At 67.7% G+C, this 24,303-nt stretch carries 29 protein-coding genes; 16 read left to right on the top strand and 13 right to left on the bottom strand.

What is annotated here, in order from left to right; genetic code table 11:
• Positions 1-160 precede the first annotated feature (160 nt).
• Both KW843_RS17780 and KW843_RS17775 read left to right on the top strand, forming a co-directional pair.
• Positions 161-1,312, top strand: coding sequence for an ABC transporter substrate-binding protein (locus KW843_RS17780; RefSeq protein ID WP_218296485.1), 1,152 nt, complete (start codon positions 161-163; stop codon positions 1,310-1,312).
• Positions 1,313-1,473: 161 nt separating this feature from the next.
• The gene (locus tag KW843_RS17775) at positions 1,474-1,896 is read left to right on the top strand and encodes a hotdog fold thioesterase (protein ID WP_218296484.1); all 423 of its coding nucleotides are present in this window, start codon (positions 1,474-1,476) and stop codon (positions 1,894-1,896) included.
• A 196-nt stretch (positions 1,897-2,092) separates the two neighbouring features.
• Here KW843_RS17775 and KW843_RS17770 read toward each other — a convergent pair whose 3' ends face one another.
• Both KW843_RS17770 and KW843_RS17765 read right to left on the bottom strand, forming a co-directional pair.
• Positions 2,093-2,662 carry a cob(I)yrinic acid a,c-diamide adenosyltransferase gene (locus KW843_RS17770; RefSeq protein WP_218296483.1) on the bottom strand — a complete coding sequence of 190 codons (570 nt, stop codon included), beginning with the start codon at positions 2,660-2,662 and terminating at the stop codon, positions 2,093-2,095.
• 189 nt (positions 2,663-2,851) lie between these two features.
• A complete protein-coding gene (locus tag KW843_RS17765) occupies positions 2,852-3,292 on the bottom strand; it encodes a hypothetical protein (RefSeq protein ID WP_218296482.1) in 441 nt (146 codons plus the stop codon).
• A gap of 322 nt (positions 3,293-3,614) precedes the next feature.
• On the opposite strand from KW843_RS17765, the gene KW843_RS17760 reads away from it, so the two are divergent.
• Positions 3,615-3,977: an EF-hand domain-containing protein gene (locus tag KW843_RS17760; protein WP_218296481.1), complete on the top strand. Its 363-nt coding sequence runs from the start codon at positions 3,615-3,617 to the stop codon at positions 3,975-3,977.
• 151 nt (positions 3,978-4,128) lie between these two features.
• Here KW843_RS17760 and KW843_RS17755 read toward each other — a convergent pair whose 3' ends face one another.
• From KW843_RS17755 to KW843_RS17720, 8 genes are all read right to left on the bottom strand, one after another.
• Positions 4,129-4,923 carry an amino acid ABC transporter ATP-binding protein gene (locus KW843_RS17755; protein ID WP_255590935.1) on the bottom strand — a complete coding sequence of 265 codons (795 nt, stop codon included), beginning with the start codon at positions 4,921-4,923 and terminating at the stop codon, positions 4,129-4,131.
• Positions 4,907-5,560 carry an amino acid ABC transporter permease gene (locus tag KW843_RS17750; RefSeq protein ID WP_057227970.1) on the bottom strand — a complete coding sequence of 218 codons (654 nt, stop codon included), beginning with the start codon at positions 5,558-5,560 and terminating at the stop codon, positions 4,907-4,909. Before KW843_RS17750 ends, KW843_RS17755 begins: the two co-directional genes overlap by 17 nt.
• Before the next feature lie 3 nt (positions 5,561-5,563).
• Positions 5,564-6,238, bottom strand: coding sequence for an amino acid ABC transporter permease (locus KW843_RS17745; protein ID WP_218296480.1), 675 nt, complete (start codon positions 6,236-6,238; stop codon positions 5,564-5,566).
• A 63-nt stretch (positions 6,239-6,301) separates the two neighbouring features.
• Positions 6,302-7,123 carry a transporter substrate-binding domain-containing protein gene (locus KW843_RS17740; protein WP_218296479.1) on the bottom strand — a complete coding sequence of 274 codons (822 nt, stop codon included), beginning with the start codon at positions 7,121-7,123 and terminating at the stop codon, positions 6,302-6,304.
• The gene (locus tag KW843_RS17735) at positions 7,120-7,929 is read right to left on the bottom strand and encodes a GntR family transcriptional regulator (protein ID WP_218296478.1); all 810 of its coding nucleotides are present in this window, start codon (positions 7,927-7,929) and stop codon (positions 7,120-7,122) included. The genes KW843_RS17740 and KW843_RS17735 overlap by 4 nt, the downstream gene beginning before the upstream one ends.
• A 113-nt stretch (positions 7,930-8,042) precedes the next feature.
• Positions 8,043-9,551, bottom strand: a complete 1,509-nt coding sequence (locus tag KW843_RS17730) for a carboxylesterase/lipase family protein (protein WP_218296477.1) — start codon at positions 9,549-9,551, stop codon at positions 8,043-8,045.
• Positions 9,548-10,540 carry a tripartite tricarboxylate transporter substrate binding protein gene (locus KW843_RS17725; RefSeq protein WP_218296476.1) on the bottom strand — a complete coding sequence of 331 codons (993 nt, stop codon included), beginning with the start codon at positions 10,538-10,540 and terminating at the stop codon, positions 9,548-9,550. Before KW843_RS17725 ends, KW843_RS17730 begins: the two co-directional genes overlap by 4 nt.
• A 118-nt stretch (positions 10,541-10,658) precedes the next feature.
• A complete protein-coding gene (locus tag KW843_RS17720; protein ID WP_218296475.1) occupies positions 10,659-11,342 on the bottom strand; it encodes a TetR/AcrR family transcriptional regulator in 684 nt (227 codons plus the stop codon).
• Positions 11,343-11,545: 203 nt separating this feature from the next.
• Between KW843_RS17720 and KW843_RS17715 the strand changes: the two genes are divergently transcribed.
• From KW843_RS17715 to KW843_RS17690, 6 genes are all read left to right on the top strand, one after another.
• Positions 11,546-12,970: an FAD-binding oxidoreductase gene (locus KW843_RS17715; RefSeq protein ID WP_218296474.1), complete on the top strand. Its 1,425-nt coding sequence runs from the start codon at positions 11,546-11,548 to the stop codon at positions 12,968-12,970.
• A gap of 165 nt (positions 12,971-13,135) precedes the next feature.
• Entirely contained in the window at positions 13,136-14,020 is an 885-nt protein-coding gene (locus KW843_RS17710) for a class I SAM-dependent methyltransferase (RefSeq protein WP_255594803.1), read from the top strand.
• Between the two features lie 232 nt (positions 14,021-14,252).
• Positions 14,253-14,810, top strand: coding sequence for a GNAT family N-acetyltransferase (locus tag KW843_RS17705; protein WP_218296473.1), 558 nt, complete (start codon positions 14,253-14,255; stop codon positions 14,808-14,810).
• Between the two features lie 18 nt (positions 14,811-14,828).
• Positions 14,829-15,578 carry a hypothetical protein gene (locus tag KW843_RS17700; RefSeq protein ID WP_218296472.1) on the top strand — a complete coding sequence of 250 codons (750 nt, stop codon included), beginning with the start codon at positions 14,829-14,831 and terminating at the stop codon, positions 15,576-15,578.
• Between the two features lie 13 nt (positions 15,579-15,591).
• Positions 15,592-15,783: a metallophosphoesterase gene (locus tag KW843_RS17695; protein ID WP_370627744.1), complete on the top strand. Its 192-nt coding sequence runs from the start codon at positions 15,592-15,594 to the stop codon at positions 15,781-15,783.
• Between the two features lie 231 nt (positions 15,784-16,014).
• Positions 16,015-16,596 carry a metallophosphoesterase gene (locus KW843_RS17690; RefSeq protein ID WP_255590939.1) on the top strand — a complete coding sequence of 194 codons (582 nt, stop codon included), beginning with the start codon at positions 16,015-16,017 and terminating at the stop codon, positions 16,594-16,596.
• Between the two features lie 12 nt (positions 16,597-16,608).
• Here the strand turns inward: KW843_RS17690 and KW843_RS17685 are convergent, their stop codons facing one another.
• Positions 16,609-16,953 carry an antibiotic biosynthesis monooxygenase gene (locus KW843_RS17685; RefSeq protein WP_218296471.1) on the bottom strand — a complete coding sequence of 115 codons (345 nt, stop codon included), beginning with the start codon at positions 16,951-16,953 and terminating at the stop codon, positions 16,609-16,611.
• Positions 16,950-17,294: an NIPSNAP family protein gene (locus KW843_RS17680; protein WP_218296470.1), complete on the bottom strand. Its 345-nt coding sequence runs from the start codon at positions 17,292-17,294 to the stop codon at positions 16,950-16,952. The genes KW843_RS17685 and KW843_RS17680 overlap by 4 nt, the downstream gene beginning before the upstream one ends.
• A 77-nt stretch (positions 17,295-17,371) precedes the next feature.
• Here KW843_RS17680 and KW843_RS17675 point away from each other — a divergent pair, with 77 nt between their 5' ends.
• Both KW843_RS17675 and KW843_RS17670 read left to right on the top strand, forming a co-directional pair.
• Complete coding sequence (locus tag KW843_RS17675; RefSeq protein WP_218296469.1) at positions 17,372-18,097, top strand: helix-turn-helix transcriptional regulator; 726 nt, start codon at positions 17,372-17,374, stop codon at positions 18,095-18,097.
• Positions 18,097-18,420, top strand: coding sequence for a YnfA family protein (locus KW843_RS17670; RefSeq protein ID WP_218296719.1), 324 nt, complete (start codon positions 18,097-18,099; stop codon positions 18,418-18,420). Before KW843_RS17675 ends, KW843_RS17670 begins: the two co-directional genes overlap by 1 nt.
• Positions 18,421-18,423: 3 nt before the next feature.
• Here KW843_RS17670 and KW843_RS17665 read toward each other — a convergent pair whose 3' ends face one another.
• Positions 18,424-19,269 (bottom strand): FadR/GntR family transcriptional regulator, encoded by an 846-nt coding sequence (locus KW843_RS17665; RefSeq protein WP_218296468.1) that lies wholly within the window; start codon positions 19,267-19,269, stop codon positions 18,424-18,426.
• Between the two features lie 262 nt (positions 19,270-19,531).
• Here KW843_RS17665 and KW843_RS17660 point away from each other — a divergent pair, with 262 nt between their 5' ends.
• The 5 genes from KW843_RS17660 to KW843_RS17640 all read left to right on the top strand — a co-directional run bounded on the left by KW843_RS17660 (position 19,532) and on the right by KW843_RS17640 (position 24,290).
• On the top strand, positions 19,532-20,737 hold the full coding sequence (locus KW843_RS17660; protein WP_218296467.1) for an ABC transporter substrate-binding protein: 1,206 nt from the start codon (positions 19,532-19,534) through the stop codon (positions 20,735-20,737).
• 187 nt (positions 20,738-20,924) lie between these two features.
• Complete coding sequence (locus KW843_RS17655) at positions 20,925-21,785, top strand: branched-chain amino acid ABC transporter permease (protein WP_218296466.1); 861 nt, start codon at positions 20,925-20,927, stop codon at positions 21,783-21,785.
• 8 nt (positions 21,786-21,793) lie between these two features.
• Positions 21,794-22,807, top strand: coding sequence for a branched-chain amino acid ABC transporter permease (locus tag KW843_RS17650; RefSeq protein WP_218296465.1), 1,014 nt, complete (start codon positions 21,794-21,796; stop codon positions 22,805-22,807).
• Entirely contained in the window at positions 22,804-23,589 is a 786-nt protein-coding gene (locus tag KW843_RS17645; protein ID WP_218296464.1) for an ABC transporter ATP-binding protein, read from the top strand. The genes KW843_RS17650 and KW843_RS17645 overlap by 4 nt, the downstream gene beginning before the upstream one ends.
• Entirely contained in the window at positions 23,586-24,290 is a 705-nt protein-coding gene (locus KW843_RS17640; RefSeq protein ID WP_218296463.1) for an ABC transporter ATP-binding protein, read from the top strand. Before KW843_RS17645 ends, KW843_RS17640 begins: the two co-directional genes overlap by 4 nt.
• Positions 24,291-24,303: the final 13 nt, after the last annotated feature.

Raw genomic sequence — 24,303 nt, 5'->3', positions numbered from 1 at the left:
GGCCCGGCAGGGAGAACATGGTCTTGTCACAGGCCCTGGGTAGAATCAGGGTTAACCCTTGGTCGTCGGACCACCAGGCCTCCCCCCGTTTTCCTTTTTCTTCACCGGCCACCAGCCCTTCGCGGGGCTGGTGGCCTTCTTGTCCGTGAGTTTTCCTGCCATGCAACGTCGCCAGTTCACCCAGTCCCTTGCCGCTGCCAGCGCCGGCCTGCTTTTTGCCAACCCGTCGCGCGCCGTGGGCGTGCAGGACCCGATGGACGCCAGGAGCGTGGCCATTGGCTGCTCCGTCGGCCTGACCGGTGCCCTGGCCAGCCTGGGCAAGGAACTCAAGCAGGGCCTGGACGCGGGCATCGCCCAGGCGAACGTGCGCGGCATCCATGGCCGGGAGCTGAAGCTGCTGGCGCTGGACGACGGCTATGACGCCGCCCGCTCGGAGGAGAACGCGCGCAAGCTGATCGCCGACGGCGGCGTGGTGGCGCTGCTGTCGTGCATGGGCACGGCCAACAACCAGCGCATCCTGCCGCTGGTGGACGAGGCGCAGATCCCCTACGTGGCCCCGCAAAGCGGCGCCACGTCGCTGCGCAAGGCCGAATACCGCTCGGTGTTCCACGTGCGCGCCAGCTACTCCGACGAGGCCCAGCGCCTCACGCAGAAGCTGGTGGCCATGGGCATCACCGACCTGGCCATCGTCTATCAGGACACCGCCTTCGGCCGCGAATTCCTGGCCGATGTGAACAACGCCATGAAGGCGGCCCAGCAGCCCGCGCCCAAGGCGTTCAAGCTCGACGCACAGGGCGCACAGGTGGCCGACGTGGTCAGGCAGGCCGTGGCGGCCAAGCCCACGACGGTGCTGCTGGGGACGGCGGGCGACGTGTCGGCCGCGCTGGTCAGCGAATTCAAGAAGGTGTCGCCCAGCACCCCGCTGGCAGCGACCAGCGTGGCCCTGTCCGGCGACAACCTGCGCCAGCTCGGCGGCAAGGCGGCGGGCATCGCGCTGTCGATGGTGCTGCCCGACGCCGGCCGCACCAGCGTTGCCCTGGTGCGCGACTACCAGCGCGCCATGAAGGCGGTGGGCTTTCAGGAATTCTCGAGCCGCAGCTTCGAGGGCTATGTGAACGCCCGCGTGCTCGCCGAAGGCCTGGAGCGCGCCGGCCGCGAGCTGACCCGCGCCAGGCTGCGCAACGCGCTGGCCGGCATCCGCAGCAACGACCTGGGCGGCCTCACGATCGACTACGCCGGCAGCGCCCCCTATGTGGGCTCGCGTTTCCTGGACCTGGGCGTGATGGGCGCCAACGGCAAATTCATCGGGTAACCCCCTGAGGCGCTGCGCGCCATTCCTCAAGGGGGGACGCCTCCGGTGGACCGGCAGGGCCGGATCCACGGTGGCGCCGGGTCGGGTCTGCGCCCATGAGAGCAAGATGGGCACAATGGCCGGTCCGAAAAGATTCATCCCTCTGTCCGACCGAAGCCACCATGCCCATCTGGAAAAAGCCCGTCGACCTGGCTCGACTCAACGCCGACCACCACAACACCGCTGCCTCGCACCTGGGCATCGAGATCATCGAACTGGGTGACGACTTCCTGCGCGGCCGCGTGCCGGTGGACCAGCGCACCAAACAGCCCTTCGGGCTGCTGCACGGCGGCGTGAGCGTGGTGCTGGCCGAGTCGCTGGGCTCAGTGGGCGCCTACTACGCCAGCCCCGAGGGCCACAACGCCGTGGGCCTGGACATCAACGCCAACCACCTGCGCTCCGCCACCAGCGGCTGGGTGACGGCCACCGCCCGGCCCATCCACCTGGGCCGCACCACGCACGTGTGGCACATCGACATGGTCAACGACGCGGGCGAGCTCACCTGCGTGTCGCGGCTGACCATGGCGATCCTGGCGCCGAGATAAGGTGCATCCCCCTGAGGCACTTCGTGCCCTCCCCCTTCTCTCGAATCGCTAACGCGACTCGGGAAGGGGGACGCAGCCCTCGCTGCGGGGCGGCCCTTGCTTGGCTGCCCTGGTGGGCAGCGCCACCCGCAGCGGGCAGGGTTGAATTTATAGAAAATTACTCTCCAGCGCTTACTGGGTAAGCGCCAAAAGCTATCTATTCAGTAGCATTCTGCTGCGCCAGGCGCTCGCTTTTCCAGTACACGTCATCCCCGCCATCCATGCGGTTGAGCACGCGGGCCAGGACGAACATCAGGTCGGAGAGGCGGTTGAGGTACTGGCGCGGCGCGTCGTTCAGCGCCTCTTCGTTGCCCAGGGCGACCACGGCGCGTTCGGCGCGGCGCGCCACGGTGCGGCAGACATGGGCTTGCGCGGCGGCGCGGGTGCCGGCGGGCAGGATGAATTCCTGCAGGCGCGGCAGCGCCGCGTTGTGGTGGGCCAGGGCGTCATCCAGTGCCAGCACCGCTTGCGGCTTGAGCAGTTCGAAGCCCGGGATCGACAGCTCGCCCCCCAGGTTGAACAGCTGGTGCTGCACCTCGACGAGCAGGCCGCGCACGTCCTCCGGCACGCGCTCGCACAGCAGCAGGCCGATGTGGGAGTTGAGCTCATCCACGTCACCGAGCGCATGGATGCGCAGGCTGTCCTTGGAGACGCGTTCGTTGTTGCCCAGGCCGGTGGTGCCGGCGTCGCCGGTGCGCGTGGCGATCTGTGTGAGTCGGTTGCCCATGGGTGCCTTGCTTGGTCGGTGGGGGATGCGGCGCAGGGCCGCGCGGGGAATCTGCACCCGCGATTTTCCGCCACCGCGCCCGCCGGGCCGGTATTCAAAAAAAAGCCCCTTGCACACGCACCCGGTGCAAGGGGCGGGCGGGCAGCCCCTATCGCGCTGCCGCCCACCGGCTGCCGCCGGCCACCAGGGTCACTGGGTCGCCGTCGAGCGGTTGAGCTTGTCGATGTCCGCCGTGGAGACACCCGTGTTCGAGGGCTTGAGGTTGTTCCACGCATGGGCGTGGTACGTGTCCCACTCCTGGCGCGACACCATGCCGTCGCCGTTGGAGTCCATGAGGCGGGCGTTCACCCGCGTTTCCGCCTTGGCGGCGGCCTTGCCCCCGGAGGCGCTGGGGTTGATCTCTGCCACCGGGGCGCCACGGCCATCGCCCTTGGCAGGGTTGGCGGGCGCCGCCGTGCTCTGGCTGGCACGGTTGTCGGCCTTGTTCTGCGCATTCGCGGCGGCGGGGCCGCCCGAAGCGGCGGGATTCACCTCGGAAGGGGGGCGGGCGGTGTTGGTGGCGGGCGCCTGCGCGAGGGCGGCGGTGCAGGCCAGGGCGGCGAGGGCGGCCACAACGGTTTGCTTTTGCATGAGAGGCTCCTTGGGATAAAACAACAAAAAAACATCCATCCAGCGGGATGCTGAAGTGCATTGTTTTGGGCCGGCGGGAACGCCGATGTAGGACATGCCCCGGCCTGCCAGTCATCCGGCAACCGGCCCGCGGCGTCGGGCGGGCGCCTGTGGCGCCCTACGTTTGGGTACATCCCCTCCGCATTGCCCTACAAGGCAGCCGCTGCCGGTTACACCGCGCTGGGAAATGTTGGCCCGGGCAACAGCAGGCAAGAGTGCTGGCCTTGGCCGGCCTGCTGCGGTGCAATGAAACCCTGTTCAACTTCGAAGGAGCCTAGCTTCCATGAAAGCACTGCAACGACGCACCTATTCGTTCGATACGCGCAGCGTGATGCTCTTCGCCGCCCTCTCCCTGGGTGGCGTGGGCGCATTGCAGGCACAGTCCACCTCCACTTCGCCCCAGCCTGCGCCGGCCAGCAAGGCCGCAGCCCCGGGAGACCCCAAATACTCCTACGGCCCTGGCACCGGAAACCCCTCCATGGCCGCCACCACCGCTTTCAATCGCGCCGACACCGACAAGGACGGCAAGCTGAGCGAGAAGGAAGCCACCAAGCTGCCGGCCATCAGCCAGCGCTTCAAGGAACTGGATGCCGACCAGAGCGGCTCCCTGTCTCCAGCCGAATTCGAGAAGGGCCTTCTTTCCTGATCCTCCATCCCGGATGCCCTGGCTCTTGGCCACGGAGCCAAACCCGGGGTGACCACCGCGTGTAGCGGACCATTGGCGTCCGCGAGCCCGCCCGCCCTGGAGCGTTCCAGACCGTGGGCGGGCTTTTGCGCCTGCGCGCCGAGGGCCGCCGTCAGTCGTGCAGCGAGGACAGGAATTGCTGCAGTTCAGGCGTGCGCGGGTGGCCGAACAGCTCGGCGGGCGTGCCCGTCTCGTGCACACGGCCCTGGTGCATGAAGATCACGCGGTCGCTGACCTTGCGCGCGAATGCCATCTCGTGCGTGACCATCATCAGTGTCATGCCTTCCAGCGCGAGCGACTCCACCACGCGCAACACCTCACCCACCAATTCAGGGTCGAGCGCCGAGGTGATCTCGTCGCACAGCAGCACCTGCGGCTCCATGGCCAGGGCGCGTGCAATGGCCACGCGCTGCTGCTGCCCGCCCGAGAGCTGGTCGGGCATGGCGTCGAATTTTTCTGCCAGGCCCACGCGCTCGAGGAGCTTGCGCGCCTGCGCGGCCGCCGTGGCGGCGTCGCGCGACTTCACCAGCGTGGGGGCCAGCATGATGTTGCGGCCCACCGAAAGGTGCGGGAACAGGTTGAAGTTCTGAAAAATCATGCCCACCTGCTGGCGCAGCTCACGCATGGCCGTGGGGCTGTCGTGCATGAGCTTCTTGCCGTTGACGCTGAGGGCACCCTCCTGAAAGACCTCCAGCCCGTTCACGCAGCGCAGCAGCGTGCTCTTGCCCGAGCCGCTCTTGCCGATGATGGCGATCACCTCGCCCTTTTGCACCTTGAGGTCGATGCCCTTGAGCACCTCGTTCGTGCCGTAGGACTTGCGCAGGGCCGTGATGTCCACGATGGGCGGCGCGCCCACCACGATGCCGTCGTGGGCGGGAGCCGGGGTTGTATCAACTGCGGTTGCCATGGAGTTTCCTTTCAAGGGACTGCGCCACCAGGCTCACCGGGAAGCACAAAACAAAGTACAGCAGGGCCACGCAGGCGTAGACCAGAAAGGGCTGGTAGGTGGCGTTGGAGATCATGCTGCCGGCCTTGGTCAGCTCGACAAAGCCGATCACCGATGCCAGCGCCGTGCCCTTGATCACCTGCACCAGAAAACCCACGGTGGGCGGCACCGCAATGCGCAGTGCCTGCGGCAGCACCACATGGCGCAGCTGCTCGCCAAAGTTCAGGGCCAGGCTCTGCGCCGCCTCCCACTGGCCCTTGGGGATGGAGGCCACGCAGCCGCGCCAGATCTCCGTGAGATAGGCGCTGGTGTAGAGCGTGAGTGCCACGGCGGCGGCCGTCCACGGCGAGGTCTTGATGCCAAAGAGCGCAATGCCGAAGTACGCCAGGAACAGCTGCATGAGCAGCGGCGTGCCCTGGAACACCTGCACATAGGCACCGATCAGGCGCTCGGTACCCCGCACCTTGGACAGGCGCAGCACCAGCAGCAACAGGCCCACCAGCCCGCCGCCGATGAAGGCAATGAGCGAGAGACTGACGGTCCAGCGCGCGGCCATCAGCAGGTTGCGCAGGATGTCCCACAGAGAAAATTCCACCATGGCTTATCTCCCCACCAAGAATCGGGCACCCACCCAGATGAGCAGGCGGCGGGTCAGCATCGACAGCGCCAGGTACACGGCCGTCGCCAGGATGAACGCCTCGAACGCGCGGAAGGTGTTGCTGGAGATCAGGTTGGCCGCGTAGCTCAGTTCCGGCGTGGAGATCTGCCCGCACACGGCCGAGCCCAGCATCACGATGATGATCTGGCTCACCATGGCCGGCCACACCTTGAGCAGCGCCGGCGGCAGCACCACACGGCGGAAGGTCTGGCCGGGCGTCAGGGCCAGGCTCTGCGCGGCTTCGATCTGCCCGCGCGGCGTGGCCTCGATGCCGGCGCGGATGATCTCGGCCGAATACGCGCCCAGGTTGATCACCATGGCCAGCACGGAGGCCACCTCGGGCGAGAGCTTGAGCCCGAGCGCCGGCAGGCCGAAGAACAGGAAGAACAGCTGCACGATGAAGGGCGTGTTGCGCACCAGCTCCACATAGGCGGCCACGGCCCAGCGCAGCGGCAGCGCACGCGGCCCCAGGTTGCGGGCGCGCGCCCAGGCACAGGCCGTGCCCAGCAACAGGCCCAGCACGGTACCCACCACCGTGAGCCCGATGGTCCAGACCACACCGCGCACCAGCAGCGGCCAGGAGGACAGCACGGCAGAGAAATCCAGCGCGATCAGCATGCGGTTGCCCTGCGGCGCTTGTCACGCCCCAGGCCTGTTCAGCAAATGGTCAGTGGTGTGCGTTCACAGGGGCAGTTCGCCGGCGGGACGGCCCAGCCACTTGCTGGAGAGCTTGTCGATGTCGCCCGACTTCTTCGCCTCGGCGATGATCTCGTTCACGCGCAGGCGCAGCTTGTCCTCGCCCTTGGCCACGCCGATGAAGTTGGGGCTGTCCTTGAGCAGCAGCTTGTACTCGGTCTGCAGGCTGGGGTTCTTCATCATGATGGTGCCGGCCGTGGACGCGCTGGTGGCGATGGCCTGCGTCTGGCCCGACACGAAGGCCGAGATGCTGGCCGCGTGGTCTTCAAAACGCTTCACGTCCACGCCGGCGGGCGCGACCTTGGCCAGTTCCTGGTCCTCCATGGCGCCACGCGTCACGGCCACCGACTTGCCGGCCAGGTCCGCAAAACTCTTGATCGACAGGCTCTTGCCCGCGAACACGGCCTGGAAGAACGGGGCGTAGGCGGCGGTGAAGTCGATCACCTTCTCGCGCTCGGGGTTCTTGCCCAGCGTGGAGATGACGAGGTCGGCCTTCTGCGTCTGCAGGTAGGGGATGCGGTTGGCGCTGGTCACGGGGATCAGTTCGACCTTCACGCCCAGCTTGGTGGCGATGTAGTTGGCCATTTCCACATCCAGGCCCTGAGGCTTGAGGTCCGTGCCCACAAAGCCGTAGGGCGGATAGTCGGTGGGGATGGCGATCTTGATTTCCTTGGCCTTGAGGATGTTGTCCAGCGCGTTCTGCGCGTGGGCGGCAGGGGCCATCAGCGCGGCCGACAGGCCGGTGGCGGCGAGCACGCCCAGTGTCAGGCGGCGGGTCGAGGAAACAAAGGCACGGTGGGCGGTCATAGCAGGGCTCCTAGGTAGGTGGATGCGTCGGCGGGTGCTGCGTCCTTGTCGGACGCTTTCTGGGTGGAACTCTTGGACACAGCGCGGGGCTTGCGTTGCCGGGGCTGCGCGGTGGTGTCCGCTGCGGCGGCAGTGGTCTTGCGCACCGGGGCCAGCGCATCGCGCAGCCCGGCCAGCGGGTCGGTGCTGGCCTGCAGGCGCAGCGCGGATTGCACCGAGCCGATGTGCTCGGACATGAGCGCTTCGGCCTGGGCGATGTCGCCCGCCTCCAGCGCCTCGACGATGCGCACGTGGTCGGCGCACGACTGCGCGGCATCGTGCGACGACTGGTAGAGCATGGCGATCAGCGTGGTGCGCGCCGTGAAGTCGCGCAGCGTGTCGGCCAGCAGTGAATTGCCCAGGCATTCGGCCAGGCACACATGGAAGTCGCCCAGCAGGAAGCTGCGCGCGCCCACGTCGCTGCCCGCCAGCGCCGCCTTCTCGCGCTGCAGGTGGCTCCTGAGCTGGCGCACGGCCGCCTTGTCCACCGCCTTGAGCTGGTGCAGCAGGCCCAGTTCGATCACGCGGCGCGCCTCGAAGGCCTCGCGCGCCTCGTCTTCCGAGGGTTCGATCACATACCAGCCACGCCGCGCGCTCACGGTGACGATGCCGCGCGTGGACAGCCGCGTGAGCGCCTCGCGCACGATGGTGCGGCTGCAGTCGAACAGCATGGCCAGCTGCTGCTCGCCCAGGCGCGAGCCGGGGGCGAGCTTTTGCGCCATCACGGCTTCGATGATGCGGTTGCTGATCTCGGTGGCGGTGGTCATTGCCGCCTGCTGATTGCAGGTTCCGTGCCAACTGGTATACAAGATGGATGCACCAGTGTGGCGCGCCAGCCTATGGCGCCCTACGGGGGCTCAGCGGACTTCGCCCTCCTTGCTCAAAGAATGCCTCGCCACAGATTGAATCTGGTGGGTTCGCTATGGATTTCGCAGCGCGATGCGCTGTTGAAATGCTGCAGCCAGGGCATGGTGCCCTCATGGCGCGCCCAGCCGGGGTCGCCCCGGCGCGCAAAACTCGCCCAGCTTTGGTGCATGGCCTGCGCCAGAGCGGCAGGCGGCGCGGCCCCCGTGAACTCTTGCCCCTGGGCAGGGTGAAGGTTGCCAAAGACAAACGGCAGCTCCACCGCGTGCGCCGCGCCCAGCCGCCCCCGCCACTGGGGGGATGCCCAGGCAAACTCATAGCGGTGGGCGCTTTGGGCCCATTCGCTGGCCAGCGCCGCGATGCGCTGTGCGGGCACGCGGTAGTAGAAATCGGACTGCAAGGCTGACAGCAGCTCGCCCGGTGTCTGCTGGGCAGCCGGCAACAGCGCCCGGCAGGCGCGAACCGCCTCCGTGGGCAAACCCACATCCTGCGCAAACGCCAGCACCTGCGCCTCGCTCACGCGGTCGATGGCGCCGCCCGGCACGTGGTACAGGCGCATCTCGTCCACATTGCTGCCCACCAGCACCTGCAGGTCCGGTGGCCGGGCCCTCCATTGCTGGCGCATCGCCTGCAGCGGCGGCGCAGCCAGCACCCGCCCATCCACCACGGGCCGCAGCGGAAAGAAGTTGCGGCCCCCGATGCCATGCCGAACCCGAAGCGATGGATCTGCTGCCAGCCTGTGGACGGCATGAAGCACCGAACCGATGGGTGCCGAGGCCAGCGTGGTGCGGCTCGGCGCCACGCCCACCAACGCAGCCACTGCGCGGCGCACGGCGGCGGCTTCGTCCAACGTTTGGCAGGCCACGCTCGGGCTTTGCAGGATGACCCTCTGGAACAAGCCGCGCGACGCTGGCATGCCCAGCAGGCACGCCAGCGCACCCGCGCCCGCCGACTGGCCAAACACCGTGACCTGCGTCGGGTCGCCACCCCAGGCCTGGACATGGTCCTGCACCCACTGCAGCGCAGCGATCTGGTCCAGCAAACCCCGGTTGGCGGGTGCACCGTCGTCCTCACCCTCGAAGTGCATGAACCCGTCCATGCCCAGCCGGTACTGCAGCGACACAAAAACCAGCCCCTGCCGGGCGAACGAAGCGCCGTCGTACAGCGGTTCGCTCGCCGAGCCGCGAAAGAAGCCGCCACCATGCACCCACACCAACACCGGCAGGCCCGCACCCGGCGCTGCGGGCGGTGCCCACACATTCACGGCCAGGCAGTCCTGGCCACCCAGCATGGGTGCATCGGCTTTTGCCGTGCGGGCCAGTTGCGGCGCCATGGGCGCGAAGGTGGTGGCGTCGCGCAGGCCGGACCACGGCAACGCAGGCGCCGGTGCCACAAAGCGCAGCGCGCCACGTGGTGCCAGGGCGTACGGCACGCCACGGAACACACGCACGCCGTGGTCCCACAGACCCCGCAGCTGGCCGCCGTGGGGCAGCGTGACCTGGGGTGCCGCTGTGCCCACTGTCATTCCGTGGCCAGGCCCAGCTTGTCGATCAAGGGCCGCCACACGGCCGCATCGCGCGAGGCCCAGGCGCGCACGTCGCCCGGCACCGAGGAAGTGAGCGTGACGTTCATGGCCTCCAGCCGCGATTTGTACTGCGCATCGCCCCGGCACTTTTCGGTGACGGCATTGAGCTTGCTCAGCAGTTCGGGCGGCGTGCCCGCCTTGGCCACCACCGCAATCCACGCGGGCCGCGCCAGGTCGGCAGCAGGGGGCAACGCTTCGGCAATGGTGGGCACCTCCGGCAGCAGGGGCGAGCGCTGCGCGCCAAACAGCGCCAGCGGCACCAGCTTGCCCGCCTTGACCTGGGCTGCGGCCGTGCCGATGACCAGGGTCATCGCATGGATCTGCTGCCCCATCAGCGCGGTGAGGCCCGCGCCTTCGCCCACAAAGGGCACATGGGTGCCAGCCACGCCCAGGCGCTCGATGAGCGCCGAAGTCAGCAGGTGCGCCGGGCTGCCCTTGCCCGGCGACCCAAAGTTGACGCCACCCGGCGTGGCGCGCGCGAGTTTTTGCAGATCGGTCAGACTGGCGATGCCCTGCCCCGCAGGCACGGCCAGCACCAGCGGCGACGTGCCCAGCACGGCCACGCCATCGAAATCGCGCAGCGGGTCGTACGGCGGCTGCTTGTACACATAGGGCGTGATCGTCATCTGCGACATGCCGATGCTCAGCAGGCTGTAGCCGTCGGCGGGCTGGCCCTTGAGGTGGTTGACCGCCAGGACGCCATTGGCCCCCGGCTTGTTCTGCACCACCACCGCCTGGCCCAGTTCACGCGCGGCGCAGTCGGCCCACACGCGGGTCATCGCGTCCGAGCCGCTGCCGGGCGGCTGCTGCGCGATGAGCTGGATGGGCTTGGCCGGGTACGCGCCTGGCTGTGCCACTGCGGTGCCTGCCAGCAGCACGAGGGCGCCCAGCAGCGGAATGCGGGGCGCGCGGGGGAAGGAAAGGGCCATGGTGTGTTGTCTCCTGGGGTTTTTTTGGGGGGGTGGCAGTGGAATGGCGTTGCACGGGCGCCTGGCGGGGCTCCCGCAAACGTGCGCAGGTGCGCGCCGGTGCGGCGGCACCCAGGGCCTAGCGGCGAGGCGCTCGCGCCTTGGCGGGCGCGGCACTGGCGGCTGCGGCTTCGCAGCGGGTGGCGATCAGGTCGGCCAGGCAGGCCAGCTGGGCTTGTTGCGCAGCATCCGGCGTGTCCTGCCGCGCAGGTGCAAAAAGCTGCAGCATCCCCAGCCCGCGCAGCGAGGACAGCACCAGGCCCAGCAGGCCATCGCGGTCGGCCTCGTGGGCCAGTTCGGGAAATGCCTTGAAGAACCCGTCGCGCATGCGCGCCTGCACGCTCTGGCGCAGCTCGGCAATGTGGCCCAGCACTTCCGGCTGGTTGCGGCAGCCCAGATAGATGTTCCAGGCCACGATGAAGCGCGGCTGCGCATAGACCAGGCCCCAGACGGCCTGCACGAAAAGGGTCGCCCTCTCGCGGGGCGCCAGCGTGCTGTCGGGCCAGAGTGCGCCCGACAGCACGCTGGACTCGATCAGCTCGCTGAGCACGTTCATCATCAGCACCGCCTTGGACGTGAAGTGGTGCTGCACCGCCCCCGACGTCATGCCCGCCGACTTGGCCAGCTCATGGATGGACATCTCCTCCAGGCTGCGGTTCTGGATCACATCGATGGCCGTGGCGATCAGGTGCTGGCGGGTGGCGGCGCTGCGCTCGGCATGCGTGCGGCGCACCCCCGCCTTGGGGGAAACACGGTGGTTCATGGCGCTTTCACAATATACATTTCAAACGTAATGTATTTAAGCGAGCACCCGCGAACAAGCCCGTGAATACCCGCACCACGCCGCGCAGTGCCCGCGCGCCTTGTGCACCCGCGGGGTACGGGCCAGCTTGCACCTGCCTGACCACTGCCATGGCGCCCCGCAAAGGCCGGTGGTATTCTTTTCGATCACCCTGGAGACAACCCATGAACGCCCCCACCGCCGCCGCCCACCTTCTCCCCGAAATCAACCTGCGCGAAGTGCCCCAGGCCCTCATCGAAGCGCTGCAGACCCGCTTTGGTGCGCGGTGCTCGCTGGCCCAGGCCGTGCGCGAGCAGCATGGCCGGGACGAAGGTTCCTTCCAGGCGCCGCCACCTTCCGCTGTCGTGTTCGCCGAGAGCACGCAGGACGTGGCCGACGCCGTGAAGCTGACCAGCCAGTACGAGGTGCCGGTGATTCCCTACGGCGCCGGCTCCTCGCTCGAAGGCCACCTGCTGGCCGTGCAGGGCGGCATCAGCATTGACGTGAGCCGCATGAACCAGGTGTTGAGCATCAATGCCGAAGACCTCACCGTGACCGTGCAGCCCGGCATCACGCGCAAGCAGCTCAACGATGCGATCAAGGACACGGGCCTGTTCTTCCCCATCGACCCCGGCGCCGATGCCAGCATTGGCGGCATGAGCGCCACGCGCGCCAGCGGCACCAACGCCGTGCGCTACGGCACCATGCGCGAGAACGTGCTGGCGCTGCAGGTGGTCACGGCCAGCGGCGAAGTCATCCACACCGGCACGCGCGCCAAGAAGAGCAGCGCGGGCTACGACCTCACGCGCCTGATGGTGGGCAGCGAGGGCACGCTGGGCATCATGACCGAGATCACCGTGCGCCTGTACCCGCTGCCCGAGGCCGTGAGCGCCGCGATCTGCTCGTTCCCGAGCATCGAGGCCGCCGTGCACACCGTGATCCAGACCATCCAGCTCGGCGTGCCGATCGCGCGCGTGGAACTCATCGACCACCACACGGTGCGCATGGTCAACGCGCACAGCAAGCTCACCCTGCGCGAAGAACCCATGCTGCTGATGGAGTTCCACGGTTCGCCATCGAGCGTGAAGGAGCAGGCCGAGACGGTGCAGGACATCGCCAGCGAGTTTGGCGGCAATGCCTTTGAATGGGCCAGCACGCCCGAGGAACGCACGCGCCTGTGGACCGCGCGGCACAACGCCTACTTCGCCGCCGTGCAAAGCCGCCCCGGCTGCCGCGCCATCAGCACCGACACCTGCGTGCCCATCAGCCGCCTGGCCGACTGCCTGCTCGACTCGGTACAGGAAGCCGAGGACAGCGGCATCCCTTACTTCCTGGTGGGCCATGTGGGCGACGGCAACTTCCACTTTGGCTACCTGCTCGACCCCAACATCCCCGAAGAGCGCGTGACCGCGGAAGACCTGAACCACAAGCTGGTGGCCCGCGCGCTGAGCATGGGCGGCACCTGCACGGGCGAGCACGGCGTGGGCCTGCACAAGATGGGCTTCCTGCTCGATGAAACCGGGGCTGGCGCGGTGGACATGATGCGCGCCATCAAGCGGGCGCTGGACCCGAAGAACATCCTGAATCCGGGAAAGATCTTCGCGCTGTAGCCGCCGCGTGGCGCAGCCCCCGTCCCGGGCGGCCCATGCTGCCCTTCGAAAGCTGTGCGCATCCGCAAGACGGGCCGCGGGCGAGTCCCATGGCCTCGCTAGCGCCGCGGCGGCGGCGGTCTCGATGCCCCCGGGAAGACGTCGGGTGCCTTCTAGAATGAAGGAATGATCAAATACTCCTTCCCAGCCGCGCCGGTGACGTACCGGCCCGCCGCCAGCCCCCCCGCCACCATGGCCGGCGAGTTGATCGACTACCAGGCGTGCCCGTTGTGCGAGAGCAAGGCCTTTCGGCCGCTGCGCAGCGCGGACTGTTCCCACCACCCTCGCTACAGCCAAGAACTCTCCCGCACCATGCATTGGAGCCAATGCACGGCGTGCCAGCATGTTTTTCGCAGCGGCTACTACTCCGAAGCGGCGCTGAATGTCGTTTTCCGTGGCACCAACGAATCCCAGGTGGTGGGCTATGACCTGGAACGGCAGCGCTATGTGTCTGCGCAGATGATCGAGAAGGTGCTGTCCTACCAGACGGGAGGCACGTGGCTGGACGTGGGGTTTGGGAATGCATCGCTTCTGTTCACCGCGCAGGAGTACGGCTTCGATCCCGTGGGCCTGGACCTGCGTCCGCAATCGGTGGAAGAGCTGCGCAGATGGGGGGTGGCGGCCCATTGCCAGGACGTCACAGGGTTCGAGCTGCCGCGGCCGGCCAGTGTGGTCAGCATGGCGGATGTGCTGGAGCACATGCCGTTTCCCAAGGTGGGTCTGCATGCCGCCCACCGGCTGCTGCAACCCGGGGGGGTGCTGCTGATCTCCCTGCCCAACCTGGGCTCCTTGGTCTGGAAGGCGCTGGATGCGAACAACGCGAACCCCTACTGGGGTGAAATCGAGCACTATCACAACTTTGACCGCGACCGGCTGTACGCGCTGCTGGCCGAATGTGGCTTCCGGCCCGTGCGCTATGGCATCAGCCAACGCTACCGCGTGTGCATGGAAGTGATTGCCGTGAAGGTCGGGGCGGACAGCGCACACCACACACCGCCACAACTGCCATGACCCACGGAAATCCCGATGAGGGGCCTTGGCTTGCGGCCTGCTGGAGGGAGGGCGCCGGCTCTGGTCCAGTGGCCACTTGACACGCCGCGGATGGGATGGCCGGTGGCGGCCCTCCGTGCGGGGCTCGCGCTCCGCCCCCCCATCTTTGCGGCAGTGTCATGGCAAAAGGCCGCACGGCGCCGTGTCAGAAAGCGCACGTTGTCCCGCCGAAATCTCCAAGACGAAAGAGCCCATGCAGAACGCCAGCCCCGCAGAACGCGCACTTCAGGTCGCCCTGGTCGCCGAATACCAGCATGCCTCGCTGGCCAACCTGCTGTGTGAGCTGCACGCCTTCTACAACGAAGGCGCCACGCCCTCTCGGCAGGTGGTGATGGAGCACCTCCGCCAGAACCTCCTGGCGCCCGGCTCCGCCCAGCGTTTGCTGGTGGCTTCGCGCAGCGACGGCGTTGTGGTGGGCCTGGCGGCGTTCTCGCTGGTGTATTCGCTGGTCGAATTTGCAGAGGAGCAGCGCAGGCATTGCCAGCTCAAAGAGCTGTACGTGAGTTCGGCCGAGAGAAGCCAGGGGACTGGCCGGGCGCTCATGTCCGGGCTCGCCCGATATGCCTTGGACCACGGCTGCCGCCGCATCGACTGGCCTGTGAAGGCGTCGAACGCCAGGGGAATCCTGTTCTACGAAAGCCTCGGTGCCCAGCGTGTGGCCGAACGGCTCAGCTACCGGCTGACTGCGCCCGCACTGGGCCGGCTGGCCCAGGACCGTGGATGTGCCGGCGCAGGGCCCGCACTGAACTGAAAACCGGAGACCTGCGCCTTGTTTCGATCTTTCGTCCTTCTGCTCGCCCTGCTGGGCGGCGCGGCCTTCGGCGGGTTGCTGCTGGTGTCGCTGCTGCAACCCACCTGGATTGAACGCGGCGCGCGCGAGCTCATCCGCCAGCACATCGAGCACAAGACGGGCGAGAAGCTCCAGGCCCTGGACGAACGCTTCCTGAACGCGCAAGCACGGGTCTTCTTGCGCGGCAAGGAACAGGAGATCGACGCCGCGCGCAAGGCGCTGTCGGCCGGCCTACCCGCCCGGGTCGCCGCCATTGCGGCCGAGATGGGGATCCCGGCCTGCGAATGCCGCAAACGGCGGCAGCAGCGGCTGGAGTTGCAGATCGGCACCGCGCAGCAGATGCAGGCCCAGCTCGATGCGCTGATCCGCAGCGCCTACATGGATACGGCCGAGAAGCTGCTGCGCGAATTGCGCATCTTCAGCGGTGCCAACGCCCTGGCGTTCGCCCTGCTGGGCCTGGCCGCATGGCGGCGGCCCCACGGCGCAGTTGGGGCATCGCTGGTGCCGGCCACCGCCACGCTCCTCGTGGCAACGCTGGCGAGCAGCGCTGTCTACCTCTGGGGCCAGAACTGGCTGCAGACCATCGTGTTCGGCAGCTATGTGGGCTGGGCCCAGCTGGCTTACATCGCGCTGGTGTATGCGTGGCTGTGCGATCTCTTGTTCAACCGGGCACGCGTCAGCCTGCACCTGTGCCAGGGCAGCCTGAGCGGCGCTGTGTCCCCCTGCTGAAAGCCACCACCCCATGCGCATGGCCCTCGTCTCCGACATCCATGGCAACCTCGCCGCACTGGAAGCGGTGGCCGCCGACATCCGCCGCCGGGGCGCTGACCAGGTGGTGAACCTGGGCGACAACCTCCAAGAACCTGTTCAAGGTGTTTTCGGGGTCGCACAAGTACCTTGCCGGGATGGGATGCTAGGCGCAGTGCGCAGTTGATAGCTTGGCTATCAACAAGCGCCGCAACGCCGCAGACCGCCCGGCAAGGCACTTGCCCGAAGGGTTGGAGTGAAATCGGGCGATTGAATGCCCCGGCTGCTTGCATGGGCACGAGCCCATGCAGCGCATCCGAGGCATCCACTCATCCCGATTGCACTTCAATGCGATTCCCGAAAACACCTTGAACAGGTTCTCGGCCCGCTGCTGCCGCGCGAGACGGCGCAGTGGCTGATGGCGTCGGGCTGGCTATCACTGGCGGGCAACCACGAGCGCCAGGTTCTGGAACTGCGCCCCGGGCGCGGCGGCCCTTCGGACCAGTACGCGCACGCACAGCTCACCGAGGCGGAGTTCACCTGGCTGCGCACGCTCAAGGCCTGGCATCGCTTCAGCGACGACATTTACCTGTGCCACGGCTCGCCGCGCAGCGACCACGAATATCTGCTGGAAACATTGGACGGCAGCACACTGCGCCTGGCCACCCCAGCAGAGATATCCGACCGGCTGGGCGGCGAGCATTCACCGGTCATCACATGCGGCCACACCCACGTGCCCCGCGCAGTGCGGCAGGGTGCAAGCCTGCTGGTCAACCCCGGCAGCGTGGGACTGCAGGCCTACAGCGATGACCACCCCGTGCCCCACGCGGTGCAGACCGGGACACCCGACGCACGCTATGCCTTCATCGAACAGCGCGCAGGCGGCTGGCATTGCGAACACATCTGCGTGCCCTACGACCACGCGGCCATGGCGGCGCTGGCCCGGCAACACGGGCGCCCGGACTGGGAGCACGCACTGCTCACTGGCTACGCCGCCTAGTCCGCGCGCCCATCAGCCGTGCACTGACCGCGAATCTGCGGGAGCCTGGTCACGGTCATGCATGCCGTAGTCGCGCACCACGGCGGCAACGCGCAGGCGGTAGTTGTCGAAGATCCGCTCGCGGCCGGCTTTCTGCGTGGCGCGGTGGGCTTCCATCTGGCGCCATTGCGCAACTGCCTCCTCGTCACGCCAGAACGAAAGCGACAGCAGCTTGCCGGGAGCACTGAGGCTCTCGAACCGTTCGATGGAGACAAACCCGTCGATCTGCTCCAGCAAAGGCCGCAACGCAGCGGCAGCGCCCAGATAAGCGTCCTGCTGGCCCGGAGCGGGCTGTACCTCGAAAATGACAGCGATCATGCCCTGAGCTCCAGCGGGCGTGCGGGCAGGCCCAGCGTGCCTTCCACGCCCTGCGTGAACGTGCGCTCCTCGCGCAGGATGAAGCGCTTTTCCTGCGCCATGGCGAAGTTGGCGCGGCCCTCCGGGTCGGTGCGCAAGCGGGCGCGGTAGGCCTCGTAGGCGGCCAGCGACTCGAAACCTATGAGCCCCCAGGCCTCGTAGTTGCTGCCCTCGTGCGGCAGGAAGTAGCCGATCAGGTGGCCGCCGCAGCGCGGGATGATCTGGCCCCAGCGGCGTGCGTATTCGGCGAACAGCTCGCGCTGGAAGGGGTCGATGTCGTAACGGATGAAGCAGGTGATCATGGTGCGTGGCCCTGTGCGTTGTGAGGGCCTCACGATAAGCGCTTGACGGCCCGTGATGGTTCGCTCAACATCGAACCATGAAAGATGGCCCCCACATTGCGCGCATTGCCGCGCTCATCGGCGACGCCGGTCGCGCCGAAGTCCTCACCGCGCTGATGTCCGACCGCGCGCTCACGGCCACCGAGCTGGCCGAAGTTGCCGGCGTCACCAAGCAGACCATCAGTGCCCACCTGGCCAAGCTGCTCGATGCAGGCCTGCTGACCGTCGAGCACCAGGGCCGCCACCGCTACTTCCGGCTGGCCGACCGCGATGTGGCACACCTGCTGGAATCGCTGATGAACGTGGCCTTCCGCGCGGGCGCGGTGCGCCTGCGCTCCAGCCCGCGCGAGCCTGCCTTGCGCCGCGCACGCATGTGCTACGACCACCTGGCCGGCGAAGTGGGCGTGCAGTTTTATGAAGCCCTGGTGCGCCAGGGGCTGCTGCAGACCACGCCCCAGGGTGCGGCGGTAACGCCCGCCGGCGCGCAATGGTTTGCCCAGGTCGGGATCGACACCCCCGCCCTGGCCCAGCAGCGGCGCATGCTGTGCCGCCCTTGCCTGGACTGGAGCGAACGCCGCCACCACCTGGGCGGCGCGCTGGGGGCTGCGCTGCTGCAGCGGCTCTTCGAGGGCGGCTGGGCACACCGCGCACAGGGCTCGCGCGTGGTGCATTTCACGCCCAAGGGCGAGCTGGCGTTGCGCCAGTGGCTGGCCACCACCTCCAACGCACCCCCATCCATCCCCCTCCTCGGCCCCGGGACATGATGAAGACCCTGCTGCTTTTCATCGCCACCGCCCTGGCTGAAATCGTGGGCTGCTACCTGCCCTGGCTGTGGCTCAAGCAGGGCAAGCCCATGTGGCTGCTGCTGCCCGCGGCACTGAGCCTTGGTCTGTTCGCATGGTTGCTCACCTTGCACGACACGGCAGGCGCGGGGCGCGTTTACGCGGCCTATGGCGGGGTCTACATCGGCGTGGCCCTGGCGTGGCTGTGGGTGGTGGACGGCATCCGTCCCACGCCGTGGGACGTGGCGGGCGTGCTGGTCGCGCTGGCGGGCATGGCGCTTATCGTGCTGCAACCCGCGCGCTGACACCTATTCCCCGGCCTTCGGCAACTTCACGCCCTTGGTGGCCTTGGGCCGCACATGGGCCGAGCGCGGACTGCGCAGGGTGTCGGCATCGAGGATCAGCCGGCCCTGGATGCGCCCCTTCATGCGCTTGACGCTGCTGGCCGCGTCCTGCATGTGGCGCGCCATCAGCGTGCGCACCGTCTCCACGTCGCGCACGCGTGCGGCCCGCACGATCTCGCGGTGGAAATTGGCATTCACTTCGCCAAAGCGCCGGTGCTCGGCCTTGGGCGTGCGGTTGCCGTAGACGATGAGCTGGCGCAGCATCTCGTTGATCAGCTCGCAATTGAAGCGCAGGAACGGATTCGGGTTGGCCGCGGCCAGGATGTCGTGGAAGTTCACGTCCTCGCGCCGCTGGCTGAGCATGTCCTCGCTGCTCGACGCCGGGTCGCAGCAGGCGATGGAGTGCTCCAGCGCCTCGAAATCGGCCTCGGTCAGGTGCGGCACGGCGCCGGCGGCCAGCTCGGGCTCCAGGAACTGGCGCACGGCGTAGATGTTGTCGATGGTCACTTCCTGGAAGAACAGGTAGTTCTGCATGAACTGCAGGGTGCGGTCCAGCGGCACCTCGGCGATGGTGCCCCCGCCCGAGGGGCCGGTGGAGATGGTCACCAGCCCCTGCACCTCCAGCGACTTGAGCGCCTCGCGGATGGTGCCCTTGCTCACCTCGAACTGCGCCTGCAGCTCGCTCTCGCGCGGCAGGCGGTCGCCCGGGCTCAGGTTCTTCTCGGTGATGAGGCGCTTGATCTCCTGCGCCACCAGGTCGGGGCGCTTGAGGGCTTTGAGCGGCTTCTGTGTGGACGTTTTGGTTGCCATGTTCAGGGAATTGTCGTTGGTCGGCCGGCAGCCACGGCGGTGCCTCCGCGCGGCGAAGTACCGCTCATGGTGCAGTGTATGCACCGCAAGGGGGCAGCGGAAGGGATGCAGGGTTTCCACGCACGGTGTTTATTCTATTTATCACTATAAATAGCAGAAATGAGCGCCAACGACGCTCTGCGGCGGTGGCACGCAGTGTGCTTTGCACAAGCCGTGCCCCGCTATCGGCCAACCGGCCTCAACCCCTCCACAGGAGCCCCCCATGCACCGTCGCCACCTCTTGCAACTCTCTGCCCTGGGCGCACTGCCCGCATCGCTGGGCCTGGCCCAGAGCGCCTGGGCGCAGTCCAGCGGTGCCATCCAGTTCGGCTGCCCGGTGCCCATGTCGGGCGCGTTCGCGGCCAACGGCAAGTTCGCCGACCTGGGCATGAAGCTGGCCATCGAGCAGTACGGCACGGTCCTCAAGCGCCCCCTGGCCTACACGGTGCTGGACACGGAAGGCAAGCCAGCCACGGCCGTGCGCAAGGTGCAGGAGTCCTCGCAGCAGCAGGGCACGCGCTTTTTCGCGGGCGGCATCCTGTCGTCCGAATCGCTGGCCATGGGCAAGGAGGCCGAGAAGGCCGGCGGCATCTTCATCACCACCGCCGGCGCCGACGAGATCACGGGCAAGGACTGCAACGCCGCCACCTTCCGCTGGTCGGTGCCCACCTTCGGCGCCATCGAGCAGACGGTGCGCCCCCTGGCCGAGGCCCTGCCCAAGGCCAAGCGCTGGTACACCATCACGCCGCAGTACGTGTTCGGCGACGGCCTGCTGTCGGCCGCCAAGAACATCTTCAAGGAAAAGGGCCTGGAGCACGTGGGCAACAGCTACCACTCGCTGACCGAAAAGGAGTTCAGCGGCTACCTGACCAACGCCATGGCCGCCAAGCCCGACGTGCTGCTGCTGCTCAACTTCGGCTCGCAGTCGTCCGACGCGCTGCGCCAGGCCGTGAGCTTCGGCATGCACAAGAACATGACCATCCTGGTGGCCTGGGCCTCGGGGCTGGAGCAGTTCGAGTCGCTGGGCGCCGACCTGTGCGAAGGCATCTACTTCGGCGCGCAGTACTGGCACACGGCCAATGCGCCGCTCAACCTCGACCTGGTCAAGCGCAGCAACGACAAGTTCAAGTCCAACCCCAACTACAGCCTGGCGGGCTCGTACATCTGCACCAAGCTCATGATCGACGGCATCATCAAGGCCGGCACGGTGGAGCCCAAGGCCGTGATCGCCGCCATGGAAGGCATGAAGTACCAGGGCCTGACGGGCGACGAAGAGATCCGCAAGGGCGACCACCAGGTGCTCAAGAACTACTACCTGCTCAAGGGCAAGGCCAAGGCGAAGATGGCCAACAAGGACGACTACGTGGACGTGGTCAGCTCGGGCAAGTCCTTCCTGCCCCTGGACCAGACCGGCTGCAAGCTCACCTGACACGTATTGGCCTTCAACCGGCTGGCGTCGCTGGGAAGCCTTGCCGTGCTAACGCACTGTCTGCGGCTTCCCGCCTGGCCATCCGGCTGAATGCAAACCCGCGGTGACGCTCGCAAGCTCTGCCGCATCGCCCTCCTCCACGGCCCGCAGCCGCGCGCCTTGGGATTTTTCCTTCCATCTCTCGCCCATGAACATCTACCTGCTACAGGCCATCAACGGGATCGGCATCGGCATGCTGTACTTCCTGCTGGCGGTCGGCCTGTCCATCGTGTTCGGCCTGCTGCGCTTCGTGAACTTCGCGCACGGGGCGTTCTACCTGCTGGGCGCCTACTTCTGCTTCCAGATGACGCGCTGGGGCCTGAGCTTCTGGCTGGCGCTGGCCGTGGTGCCACTGGTCGTGGGCGCCCTGGGCTGGCTCACCGAAAAGCTGGTGCTGCGCCACGTGTATTCCAAGCCGCACGAGTTCCACATCCTCGTCACCGTGGGCCTGGCATTGGCCATCCAGGAGCTGGTGATCCTGCAGTGGGGCCCGCTCGGCGACAGCGTGCCGGTGCCCGACCTGCTGCAGGGCGTGGTCATGTGGGGCGGCATCGTCTACCCCAAGTACCGGCTGTTCGTGATCGGCTTCACCGCCGTGCTGGCCGTGGGCCTGTGGTACGTGCTCGAAGGCACGCGCCTGGGCAGCGCGGTGCGCGCGGGCAGCGAATCCACCGAGATGGTCTCGCTGCTCGGCATCAACGTGTTCCGCATCTTCAGCCTGGTGTTCGCACTGGGCGCGGCCACCGCCGCGATTGCCGGCGTGCTGGCCGCCCCCATGCGCGGGGCCGAGCCCTTCATGGGCATCGAGGCGCTGGGCGTGGCCTTCATCGTGGTGGTGGTCGGGGGCATGGGCAGCTTTGCCGGGGCGCTGATCGGCGGCCTGCTGATCGGCATCGTGCAGAGCGTGATGAGCACCGTGTGGCCCGAGGGGGCGCGGCTCATGATCTACATCGCCATGGCCGCCGTGCTGCTGCTGCGCCCGCATGGCCTGCTGGGCCGCAAAGGATGAACACCGCCATGACGATTTTTCGCAAGAATTCCCACCTGCTGCTGGCCCTGGCCGTGGTGCTGGTGATGCCGCTGACCATGCAATCGGGCTCGCTGGCCAGCGAGGTGCTGATCTATGGCCTGGCCGCCATGGGCTGCAACCTGCTGCTGGGCCACACCGGGCTGCTGTCCTTCGGGCAGGGCATCTTCTTCGGCCTGGGCAGCTACACCATCGCCCTCACGCTCACGCGCTGGCCCCTGCCCATGCCGCTGGCCCTGGCGCTCGCCGTGGTGATGGGCGCGCTGGGCGCGGCCATCGTGGGCTGGGTGGCCATCCGCCAGCGCGGCACCTACTTCGTGATGCTGACCCTGGCCTTCGCGCAGATGTTCTACTTTCTCGCCTACTCCATGCCTGGCATCACGGGCGGCGACAACGGGCTGATGGACATCCCGCGCCCCTCGCTGGCCGTGGGCGGCTTCACGCTGTGGCCGCTGGCCTCGCCCTGGCAGTACTACGGCTTCGTGGCCACGGTGTTCCTGGTGGCCTTCTGGCTGCTGCAGAAGGTGTCGGCCTCGGTCTTCGGGCGCACGCTGCTGGCGGTGCGCGACAACGAGGAGCGCGCGGGCGCCATCGGCTACAACCTCAAGCTGCTCAAGCTGCAGGCCTTCGTGATCTCGGGCGCGGTGACGGGCCTGGCCGGCGCGCTGCACGCCATGATGACGGGCATCGCCCCGCTGGCGAGCGCCGAGTACCACACCAGCGAGATGATCCTCGTCATGACGGTGATCGGCGGCACGGGCAACCTGCTGGCCTCGCTGCTCGGCTCGGCCTTCTACCTGCTGGTGGGCGACTGGCTGTCCACGCTGTGGCCGCGCTGGCTGCTGATCCTGGGCGTGGTGCTGATGGTGGTGAGCCTCGGCATGCAGCGCGGCCTGTGGGGCCTGGGCGAGTCGGCCTGGAACCTGCTGCGCGGCAAGGGCCGTGGCGGCAAGGGCCGTGGCGGCAAGGCCGACGCATCTGCCACGCAAGGAGGCCACGCATGAGCACCGCAACCCCCTCCCCCATCCTGCTCGAAGCCGTGGGCGTGGAAAAACGCTACGACAAGTTCGCCGCACTGGCGGGCGTGGACCTCAAGGTGCGCGCCAACACGGTCCATTCGGTCATCGGCCCCAACGGCGCCGGCAAGACCACGCTGTTCCACATGCTCACCGGCACCAAGAACGTGAGCGGCGGGCGCATCGTGTTCGACGGGCACGACGTGACGCACGAGCCCGACCACCGCCGCGTGCAGCGCGGCATGGCGCGCTCCTTCCAGGTGACCAGCCTGTTCCTCACTCTGCCCGTGCGCGAGAACCTGCGCCTGGCCGCCCAGGGCACCGCGCCGCGCCATGCACTCAACTGCTGGCATGCGCCGCAGGGCGCGCGCTCGCAGGCCGAGGTGGTGGCCAGCGTGCTGGCGCGCCTGGGGCTGGAGCGCCATGCCGACACGCCGGTGGGCAACCTCTCGCACGGCCAGCAGCGCCGGCTGGAGGTGGGCATGGCGCTGGCGGCACGGCCCAAGGCCATCTTCCTGGACGAGCCCACCTCGGGCATGGGCATCGACGACCTGGACGACATGAAGCGGCTGATCCAGGGCCTCAAGGACGAGCACACCGTGGTACTCATCGAGCACAACATGAACATCGTGATGGACATCTCCGACACCGTGACGGTGATGCAACAGGGCCGCGTGCTGGCCGAAGGGCATCCGCACGCGATCCGCAGCGACGACCGGGTGCGCAGCGCCTACCTGGGCAACATGATCACGGGGGGCAAGGCGGCATGACGATCCTCGACATCCAGGGGCTGCACGCCCATTACGGCAAGAGCCATGTGCTGCAGGGCGTGGACCTGCGCGTGGGCGACGGCGAGCTGGTCACCCTGCTCGGGCGCAACGGCGCGGGCAAGACCACCACGCTCAAGAGCATCTGCGGCGTGGTTCCGCCCACCCAGGGCCGTGTGCGCTTTGCGGGCGACGAGGTGCAGGGCCTGGCCACGCATGCCATCGCCCAGCGCGGCGTGTGCCTGGTGCCAGAGCACCGGGGCATCTTCAAGCTGCTCACGGTGGAGGAGAACCTGCTGCTGGGCCAGCGCAAGCGCTCGCCCTGGCAGTTGCCGGACATCTACCGCATCTTTCCGCGCCTCAAGGAGCGGCGCGGCAATGGCGGCGGCCAGCTCTCGGGCGGCGAGCAGCAGATGCTGGCCATCGGCCGCGCGCTGATGAATGCGCCGCGCCTGTTGATGCTGGACGAGCCCGTGGAAGGGCTTGCCCCGGTGATCGTGGAAGAGATCGTGGCGCAGCTCAAGACCATCAAGGCCGCGGGCGTGGCCATCCTGCTGGTGGAGCAGAACCTGGAGGTCTGCACCCAGCTGGCCGACCGGCATTACGTGATCGAGCAGGGCGCCATCGTGCACGAGGCGGACAACACCGCCTTTCTCGCCGACGACGCCATCAAGGACCGCTATCTGGGCGTGGGCCTGGCATAGATTTTTCAGGAAT

This window comes from Acidovorax sp. sif1233, from assembly GCF_019218755.1.
Lineage (GTDB): Bacteria > Pseudomonadota > Gammaproteobacteria > Burkholderiales > Burkholderiaceae_C > Acidovorax.
Note: the sequence above shows the minus strand (reverse complement) of the source record. Positions and strands in the feature narration are given on the sequence as shown.

Excerpts from the sequence above, each read along its gene's own strand:
- KW843_RS17780 (WP_218296485.1), top strand. The coding sequence starts at position 161 with ATGCAACGTCGCCAGTTCACCCAGTCCCTTGCCGCTGCCAGCGCCGGC.
- KW843_RS17775 (WP_218296484.1), top strand. The coding sequence starts at position 1,474 with ATGCCCATCTGGAAAAAGCCCGTCGACCTGGCTCGACTCAACGCCGAC.
- KW843_RS17770 (WP_218296483.1), bottom strand. The coding sequence starts at position 2,662 with ATGGGCAACCGACTCACACAGATCGCCACGCGCACCGGCGACGCCGGC.
- KW843_RS17765 (WP_218296482.1), bottom strand. The coding sequence starts at position 3,292 with ATGCAAAAGCAAACCGTTGTGGCCGCCCTCGCCGCCCTGGCCTGCACC.
- KW843_RS17760 (WP_218296481.1), top strand. The coding sequence starts at position 3,615 with ATGAAAGCACTGCAACGACGCACCTATTCGTTCGATACGCGCAGCGTG.
- KW843_RS17755 (WP_255590935.1), bottom strand. The coding sequence starts at position 4,923 with ATGGCAACCGCAGTTGATACAACCCCGGCTCCCGCCCACGACGGCATC.
- KW843_RS17750 (WP_057227970.1), bottom strand. The coding sequence starts at position 5,560 with ATGGTGGAATTTTCTCTGTGGGACATCCTGCGCAACCTGCTGATGGCC.
- KW843_RS17745 (WP_218296480.1), bottom strand. The coding sequence starts at position 6,238 with ATGCTGATCGCGCTGGATTTCTCTGCCGTGCTGTCCTCCTGGCCGCTG.
- KW843_RS17740 (WP_218296479.1), bottom strand. The coding sequence starts at position 7,123 with ATGACCGCCCACCGTGCCTTTGTTTCCTCGACCCGCCGCCTGACACTG.
- KW843_RS17735 (WP_218296478.1), bottom strand. The coding sequence starts at position 7,929 with ATGACCACCGCCACCGAGATCAGCAACCGCATCATCGAAGCCGTGATG.
- KW843_RS17730 (WP_218296477.1), bottom strand. The coding sequence starts at position 9,551 with ATGACAGTGGGCACAGCGGCACCCCAGGTCACGCTGCCCCACGGCGGC.
- KW843_RS17725 (WP_218296476.1), bottom strand. The coding sequence starts at position 10,540 with ATGGCCCTTTCCTTCCCCCGCGCGCCCCGCATTCCGCTGCTGGGCGCC.
- KW843_RS17720 (WP_218296475.1), bottom strand. The coding sequence starts at position 11,342 with ATGAACCACCGTGTTTCCCCCAAGGCGGGGGTGCGCCGCACGCATGCC.
- KW843_RS17715 (WP_218296474.1), top strand. The coding sequence starts at position 11,546 with ATGAACGCCCCCACCGCCGCCGCCCACCTTCTCCCCGAAATCAACCTG.
- KW843_RS17710 (WP_255594803.1), top strand. The coding sequence starts at position 13,136 with ATGATCAAATACTCCTTCCCAGCCGCGCCGGTGACGTACCGGCCCGCC.
- KW843_RS17705 (WP_218296473.1), top strand. The coding sequence starts at position 14,253 with ATGCAGAACGCCAGCCCCGCAGAACGCGCACTTCAGGTCGCCCTGGTC.
- KW843_RS17695 (WP_370627744.1), top strand. The coding sequence starts at position 15,592 with ATGCGCATGGCCCTCGTCTCCGACATCCATGGCAACCTCGCCGCACTG.
- KW843_RS17690 (WP_255590939.1), top strand. The coding sequence starts at position 16,015 with ATGGCGTCGGGCTGGCTATCACTGGCGGGCAACCACGAGCGCCAGGTT.
- KW843_RS17685 (WP_218296471.1), bottom strand. The coding sequence starts at position 16,953 with ATGATCGCTGTCATTTTCGAGGTACAGCCCGCTCCGGGCCAGCAGGAC.
- KW843_RS17680 (WP_218296470.1), bottom strand. The coding sequence starts at position 17,294 with ATGATCACCTGCTTCATCCGTTACGACATCGACCCCTTCCAGCGCGAG.
- KW843_RS17675 (WP_218296469.1), top strand. The coding sequence starts at position 17,372 with ATGAAAGATGGCCCCCACATTGCGCGCATTGCCGCGCTCATCGGCGAC.
- KW843_RS17670 (WP_218296719.1), top strand. The coding sequence starts at position 18,097 with ATGAAGACCCTGCTGCTTTTCATCGCCACCGCCCTGGCTGAAATCGTG.
- KW843_RS17665 (WP_218296468.1), bottom strand. The coding sequence starts at position 19,269 with ATGGCAACCAAAACGTCCACACAGAAGCCGCTCAAAGCCCTCAAGCGC.
- KW843_RS17660 (WP_218296467.1), top strand. The coding sequence starts at position 19,532 with ATGCACCGTCGCCACCTCTTGCAACTCTCTGCCCTGGGCGCACTGCCC.
- KW843_RS17655 (WP_218296466.1), top strand. The coding sequence starts at position 20,925 with ATGAACATCTACCTGCTACAGGCCATCAACGGGATCGGCATCGGCATG.
- KW843_RS17650 (WP_218296465.1), top strand. The coding sequence starts at position 21,794 with ATGACGATTTTTCGCAAGAATTCCCACCTGCTGCTGGCCCTGGCCGTG.
- KW843_RS17645 (WP_218296464.1), top strand. The coding sequence starts at position 22,804 with ATGAGCACCGCAACCCCCTCCCCCATCCTGCTCGAAGCCGTGGGCGTG.
- KW843_RS17640 (WP_218296463.1), top strand. The coding sequence starts at position 23,586 with ATGACGATCCTCGACATCCAGGGGCTGCACGCCCATTACGGCAAGAGC.